Here is a 6,993-nt window from a genome sequence, read left to right as displayed (position 1 = left end):
AGCTAAGCCTGACAGCGCCGATGGTACTGCAACCGAAGGGTTGTGGGAGAGTAGGACACCGCCGGACTAACTTCAGGACAGGGTCCTGACCAGGGTCGAGAACCCCAACAGGTTCTCCCCGGTCAGGGCCCTGTCTCTTTTCATGTCCACGGACGGACTAGAATGGTTCGTTGGCCCGCCTCGTGGTGGGTGAGTGTCGAAACTTTTTCAATAGTGGCAGGAGGCCAGGTGTCCGAGTTCGGTCGACGTGACTCAGATGATGGCGCGTCCGGCCGGTCGGGTCGCCGGGACGACAGTCCCCGCGGAGGCCGGTCTGACGCGCAGCGAGGTGACCGGCGCGGTTCCGCCGGCGGCAGGCAGGACCGGGGCGGCCGCGATGGTGGCTACCAGGGCCGCCCGCGTCGTGACGACCGCGGTGCACGCGGTTCGGGCAGCTATCCCGGCAAGCCCGCGCGCAGCGGCGACGGTCCCCGCGACCAGCGGTCCGGCGGTCGTTTCGCCGGCCAGGGACGCGATGAGAACCGTCCGCGCCACAACGACGACCGCTCCGGCGGTCGCGACAGCCGTGACAACCGCGGCGGCGGTTACCGGTCCGACGACCGTCGGGACAGCCGGGGCAGCGACCGCGGCGGCTACCGGTCCGACAACCGGGACAGCCGTGGCGGCTACCGCTCGGATGACCGCCGTGACAACCGTGGCGGTGACCGGGGCGGTTTCCGCTCCGACAACCGTGACAACCGGGACAACCGTGGCGATCGCGGTGGATACCGCTCCGACAACCGGGACTCCCGCGACAGCCGTGGCGGTGACCGCAGTGGCTACCGCCCGTCGGAGGGCCGTCCCGAGCGTCGCTACGACAACCGCTCGGACAACCGCTCGGACAACCGTTCCGAGGGCCGGTACGAAAAGCGTTCCGACAGCCGTCCGGCTCGCTCCGGCTACGGCTCGGACAACCGCGGCCGCTCCGACGATCGCCCGTCCGGCAACCGTTACGAGGGACGCCCGCAGGGCAAGTCCTACGGCGACCGTGACAACCGGGACAACCGTGGTGACCGCGACGATCGGCGTCCGTCCTATCGCGACGATCGCGGTGGTTCCCGTTCCGGTGGGTACAACGGCGACCGCCGTGGTCCCTCCTCGGGGGACCGCCGTCCCAGCGGTGGTGGCTACGAGCGCAAGTCCTACGGCGACCGTCCCGACCGTCGGTCCTCCGACCGGCCGGAGAAGCGCTACGACGACAAGCGAAGCGACTCCCGTGGCGGCGAAGGCCGGTTCGAGCGCAAGCGCGAAGACCGTCCCCAGCGCGACCGTTCCGAGGGCCGCAAGGACTTCCGTTCCTCGCCTCGCACCGAGGACAGGCCGGTCGACGACGAGACCTTGGCGCGTGAGCTGCTCGAGGCTCCGGAGTTGCCCGAGGGCATCGAGTTCTCCGATCTCGACGAGGAGGTCCGCCGGGAACTCCGCACCCTGCCCAAGGCGCTCGCGGAAACCGTGGGCAAGCACCTCGTCGCGGCCGGCGGCCTCGTCGACGAAGACCCCGAAGCCGCGATGGAGCACGCCAAGTACGCGAAGGCCAAGGCGTCGCGGGTCCCGATCGTCCGTGAGGCGCTCGGCCTGGTCGCCTACCACGCGGGCAACTGGTCCGAGGCCCTCTCCGAGCTGCGGGCCGTCCGCCGGATGACCCGGACCGACGACCACATCGCGATCATCGCCGACGCGGAGCGCGCCATCGGCCGTCCCGAGCGGGCGCTCGACCTCGCGAAGGAGGTCGACAAGGAGCGCCTGTCCAAGGCGACCCAGATCGAACTCGCGATCGTCGCGGCCGGCGCACGGCGCGACCTCGGCCAGCTGGACGCCGCCGTCGTCTCCCTCCAGGGCGACGACCTCAAGGCGGAGAAGCGCGACCCGTGGAGCGCCCGGCTGTTCTACGCCTACGCCGACAACCTCGCCGCCGCCGACCGCAAGGACGAGGCGATCCGCTGGTTCCTGAACGCGGCAGAGGCCGACGAGGAGGACGAGACCGACGCCGCCGAGCGCGCCGCGGAGCTCACGAATGGCTGACGCCCTCTCGGCCGGGTACGACGCGGTCCTGTTCGACCTCGACGGCACGGTCTATCACGGCAGCAAGGTGGTTCCGGGCGCACCGGAAGCGCTTCGGGCGCTCCGGGACCACGGCACGGCCGTCCGTTGGGTGACCAACAACGCCTCCAAGGCGCCCGCGGAGGTCTCCGCGCACCTGGAGGCACTCGGACTGCCCGCCACCCCGGAAGAGGTCCACACGAGCTCTCAGGCCGCCGCCGCCCTGCTGGGTGAGCGGCTGCCTCAGGGCGCGGTGGTCCTCGTCGTGGGCACGGACTCGCTGGCCGCCCAGATCGAGTCCGTCGGCCTGAAGACGGTCCGGGAAGCCGGTCCGGACGTGGCGGCCGTGGTGCAAGGGCACTCCCCGGAGAACACCTGGGCCGCTCTCGCGGAGGCGTGCCTCGCCATCCGCGCGGGCGCGCTCTGGGTGGCGACCAATGTCGACGCGACCCTGCCGACCGAACGCGGACTGCTGCCGGGCAACGGGTCGATGGTGGCCGCGTTGCGCACCGCCACCGGTGTCGAACCGCTGGTGGCCGGCAAGCCGGCGCCGCTGCTGTTCGCGACGGCGGCGCGGGACGCGGGTGCGGAGCGTGCCCTGGTCGTCGGCGACCGGCTGGACACCGACATCGAGGGCGCGGTCGCGGCCGGGATCGACGCGCTCTGTGTCCTGACCGGCGTCGCCGACGCGGCGTCCCTGATCGCGGCGAGGCCCGAGGAACGTCCGCGCTACCTCGCGGCGGACCTGTCCGGGCTGGGCAGCCGCGCGGACCTTCTCGAAATCGGGCCCAAGGACGGCTGGCGCGTCACCGCGCAGGGTGACGTGCTCGAAGCCGACGGTGAAGGCGACTCCCTGGACCTGCTGCGCGCGTTGTGCGCGGCGGCCTGGGAGTCGGGGATCACCGAGGTTCGCGGTGTGGGCGACACCGCCCGCGCCGCGCTCGGCGAGCTGCGCCTCGCCTGACCAGCGCTGCTAACTTGGTGGGGTGCAAGACCACTTCCACCCCGTGCCGCGACCGCCGGTGCCGGGCCCGCCGCCGGTGCCCGGACCTCCGGCGGTCCAGGCCGACCAGTTCGCGCAGCAGGACACGGATCCCCGAGCGGGGATCGACGAAGCCGTGGCGGGTCTCGACGACCTCGCCGCGCTTCCGCTCTCGGAGCATGTCGACCGCTTCGAGGCCGTGCACACCGAGCTGACGGTGGCACTGTCCACCATCGACAAGGTCTGACCGCGTGGCCAAACGCGCCCGTCTGGACGCGGAGCTCGTCCGGCGGGGTCTCGCCCGTTCCCGGGAGCAGGCGTCCGCGCTGATCGCCGAGGGCAAGGTCACCGTGCGCGGGATGGTGGCCACCAAACCCGCGACCGGGGTCGAGTCCGGCGCGCCGATCGTGGTGCGCGACACCGACGACCCCGGCTGGGCCTCCCGCGGCGCGCACAAACTGCTCGGCGCGCTGGAAGCCTTCACCCCTGGAGGTCTTTCCACCGAGGGAAAGCGCTGCCTCGACGCGGGCGCCTCGACCGGCGGCTTCACCGATGTCCTGCTGCGTAACGGCGCCGCCACGGTGATCGCCGCCGACGTCGGCCGCGGCCTGCTGGACTGGCGCCTGCGCACCGACGACCGAGTGGTCGTCCTGGACAAGACGAACGTCCGCAACCTGACCCCGGAAGACCTCGGCGGACAGGTCGACCTCGTGGTCGGGGACCTCTCGTTCATCTCGCTCAAACTCGTGCTGCCCGCGCTGGCCGCCTGCGCGCGGGACGGCGCGGACCTGGTGCCGATGGTGAAACCGCAGTTCGAGGTCGGCAAGGACCGGCTCGGCAGCGGCGGGGTCGTCCGTGACCCGGAGCTGCGGGCCGAATCGGTGCTGGGTGTGCTCGCCGAGGCCGAGAAGCTGGACCTGCGCCTGCGCGGCGTCGTGGCGAGCCCGCTTCCCGGGCCGTCCGGCAACGTCGAATACTTCGTCTGGCTTACCCGCGGGGCGGGAGAGACCGCCGGCACCGACGCCGAGCGGCTCGTCCGGACCGCAGTCCTGGAGGGACCCCAATGAGCGATCGCGAGGTGCTGCTCGTCGTGCACCCGGACCGGGACGCGACCCGGGACGCGGCACGCGAGGTGTCGGCCCGTTTCGCCAAGGCCGGTGTGCGGCTGCGGGTGCTCGACGAGGACGTCCGGGAGATGCTGGAGGCGGACGGCGGGATCGGAGCGCCCTGCACGGTCATGGCGCCCGAGCAGGACCCGGCCGCCGGCACCGAGCTGGTGTTCGTGCTCGGCGGCGACGGCACGCTGCTGCGGGCCGCGGAACTGGCCAGGCCCAACGGCGTTCCGGTCCTCGGCGTGAACCTCGGCCGGGTCGGCTTCCTCGCCGAGGCCGATTCGGACAAGCTCGCCGACACCGTCCAGCGTGCTGTCGACGGCGACTACCAGGTCGAAGAGCGGATGACCGTCGACGTCATCGTCACTGTCGACGGTGAGAAGACCGTCGACACGTGGGCGCTCAACGAAGCCAGTGTCGAGAAGAGCTCGCGTGAGCGCGTGCTGGACGCGCTCATCGAGGTCGACGGAAGGCCTGTGTCGTCCTTCGGCTGCGACGGCGTCCTGTGCGCCACTCCGACCGGCTCGACGGCGTACGCGTTCTCCGCCGGCGGGCCGATCATCTGGCCGGACGTCCAGGCCCTGCTGGTGGTCCCGAGCAACGCGCACGCGATGTTCTCCCGGCCGCTGGTCGTCTCGCGTGACTCGGAGATCACCGTCGCCATCGATCCGGACGGTTCGCCCGCCGTCCTGACCTGCGACGGATCGCGAACCTTCGATCTTCCCGCCGGCGCGGCCGTGCGGGTCACCTGCGGCCGGGTGCCGGTACGGCTGATCCGGTTGTGGGAAGGCCCGTTCACCGACCGGCTGGTGCACAAGTTCTCGTTGCCGATCAAGGGCTGGCGGGAGCGACACGCCCGCTGACGGATGTCGGGAAAGGGTCGTTCACGACGATTTCTGTCTCGAACGACCCTTTCCCGACGTGGCGGGTGCGGGAACCGTCGGGGTGGGCCGCTACGGTGGACGTCGTGCTGGCCGAGATGCGCATCCAGGGCCTCGGAGTCATCGAGGACGCCCTGCTGGAACTGCACGCGGGCTTCACCGTGGTCACCGGTGAGACGGGTGCGGGCAAGACGATGGTCGTCAGCGGGTTGCACCTGCTCTCCGGCGGCCGAGCCGAAGTGTCCAAGGTGCGGACGGGAATGCTGAAGGCCTTCGTGGAAGGCCGATTCGAGCTGGGCGGCGCCGAGGGCGCCACCCGGATCGTCACCGACGCCGGGGCGGAGGTCGACGAGGACGGCAGCGTCATCGCGCTGCGCGCGGTCTCGGTCGACGGCCGGTCCCGTGCCCACCTCGGCGGCCGTTCGGTGCCGGTCGGCGTGCTGGCCGACCTGTCCGAGCAGCTGATCGCCGTCCACGGGCAGAACGATCAGCTGCGGTTGCTGCGGCCCGCCGAGCAGCGCGCGGTGATCGACCGGTTCGCCGGTGAGGCCGTCACCGAACCGCTCGAGCGGTACCGCGCGGTGCGGGACGAATGGCTCGCCGTCGTCGCCGAACTGACCGAGCGGTCCACCCGCTCCCGCGAGATGGCCCAGCAGGCAGACCTGCTGCGCCACGGCCTCGCCGAGATCGACGCCGTCGCGCCCGAACCCGGCGAGGACACCGAACTCACCGAGCAGATCAAGCGGCTCGCCGCGGTCGACGAGCTGCGCGGGGCGGCCAGTGCGGCGCACGCCGCCGTCGCCGGTTCGCCGGACGGGGATCCGGACGCGCCCGGCGCGCTGGGGCTGATCGGGGAGGCGACCCGTCACCTGACCGGTTCCGAGGACGCCGTCCTGCGTGAACTCGGGCCCCGGCTGGACGAGGCCTCGGTGCTGTTGTCCGAAGTGGGCACCGAGCTGGGCAGCTACCTCGAAACGCTCGACGCCGATCCCGCGCTGCTGGAGAAGGTGCTCGCGCGCCAGGCCGATCTGAAGCGGCTCACCCGCAAGTACGCGGCCGATGTGGACGGTGTGCTCGCATGGGCCGACGACGCCCGACGCCGGATGTCCACGATGGACACCTCCGAGGAGGCGCTGGCCGAACTGGCCAAACGCCGCGACGAACTCGCCGTCACGCTGGCGGAACACGCCCTCACACTGTCGGAGGCGCGGGTCGAGGCCGCCGCCGAGCTCGCCGAGGCGATCACCGCCGAGATGTCCGGGCTCGCCATGGGACAGGCCGAGATCGAGATCACCGTCGAGCGGCGCACCGTCGACGAGAGCGACGCGCACGCGGTGAAGGTCGACGGCAGGCTCGTGCACGCCGGACCGGACGGGGTCGACGACGTCGAGTTGCTGCTGCGGGCGCACAACGGCGCACCGCCGCTTCCGGTGCACAAGGCCGCCTCCGGTGGTGAGCTTTCCCGTGTCATGCTGGCGATCGAGGTCGTCCTCGCGCACGCGGACACCGTGCAGACACTGGTGTTCGACGAGGTCGACGCCGGGGTCGGCGGCCGGGCGGCGGTCGAGATCGGCAGGCGGCTCGCGCGGCTGGCGCGCAGTCACCAGGTCCTGGTGGTCACGCATCTGCCGCAGGTCGCCGCGTTCGCCGATCAGCATCTGGTGGTGGACAAGGGCACCAGCGGCGGGGTGACCCGCAGTGGCGTGCGGGTGCTCGAACAATCGGAGCGTGTCGTCGAACTCGCTCGCATGCTCGCCGGAATGGAAAGCACCGAGACCGGCCGGGCGCACGCGGAGGAATTGCTCGCCGTCGCCGAGGCCGACAAGAGCGCGCCGGACAAGCCCAAAACCCGCCGCGGCGGAAAGCGCAAGAAGGCGAAGTAGCGGCCTCGTGAGTGGTAAGTCGCGTTAGGACGCGACTTACCACTCACGACATGGCC

6 protein-coding genes are annotated in these 6,993 nt (G+C 71.5%); all 6 read left to right on the top strand.

The window, feature by feature from the left end:
- Positions 1-228: 228 nt before the first annotated feature.
- The 6 genes from H074_RS38645 to recN all read left to right on the top strand — a co-directional run bounded on the left by H074_RS38645 (position 229) and on the right by recN (position 6,937).
- Positions 229-2,061 carry a hypothetical protein gene (locus tag H074_RS38645; RefSeq protein WP_007035548.1) on the top strand — a complete coding sequence of 611 codons (1,833 nt, stop codon included), beginning with the start codon at positions 229-231 and terminating at the stop codon, positions 2,059-2,061.
- Positions 2,054-3,043, top strand: a complete 990-nt coding sequence (locus H074_RS38640; protein ID WP_007035547.1) for an HAD-IIA family hydrolase — start codon at positions 2,054-2,056, stop codon at positions 3,041-3,043. Before H074_RS38645 ends, H074_RS38640 begins: the two co-directional genes overlap by 8 nt.
- Before the next feature lie 58 nt (positions 3,044-3,101).
- Positions 3,102-3,308, top strand: coding sequence for a hypothetical protein (locus H074_RS38635; protein ID WP_039924600.1), 207 nt, complete (start codon positions 3,102-3,104; stop codon positions 3,306-3,308).
- 4 nt (positions 3,309-3,312) lie between these two features.
- A complete protein-coding gene (locus tag H074_RS38630) occupies positions 3,313-4,128 on the top strand; it encodes a TlyA family RNA methyltransferase (RefSeq protein ID WP_007035545.1) in 816 nt (271 codons plus the stop codon).
- Positions 4,125-5,036: an NAD kinase gene (locus H074_RS38625; RefSeq protein WP_007035544.1), complete on the top strand. Its 912-nt coding sequence runs from the start codon at positions 4,125-4,127 to the stop codon at positions 5,034-5,036. Before H074_RS38630 ends, H074_RS38625 begins: the two co-directional genes overlap by 4 nt.
- 104 nt (positions 5,037-5,140) lie before the next feature.
- Entirely contained in the window at positions 5,141-6,937 is a 1,797-nt protein-coding gene (gene recN, locus H074_RS38620; RefSeq protein ID WP_039924599.1) for a DNA repair protein RecN, read from the top strand.
- The last annotated feature ends 56 nt before the right edge of the window (positions 6,938-6,993 follow it).

The organism is Amycolatopsis decaplanina DSM 44594, from assembly GCF_000342005.1.
GTDB lineage: Bacteria > Actinomycetota > Actinomycetes > Mycobacteriales > Pseudonocardiaceae > Amycolatopsis > Amycolatopsis decaplanina.
This window is presented reverse-complemented; position numbering and strand designations above follow the sequence as displayed.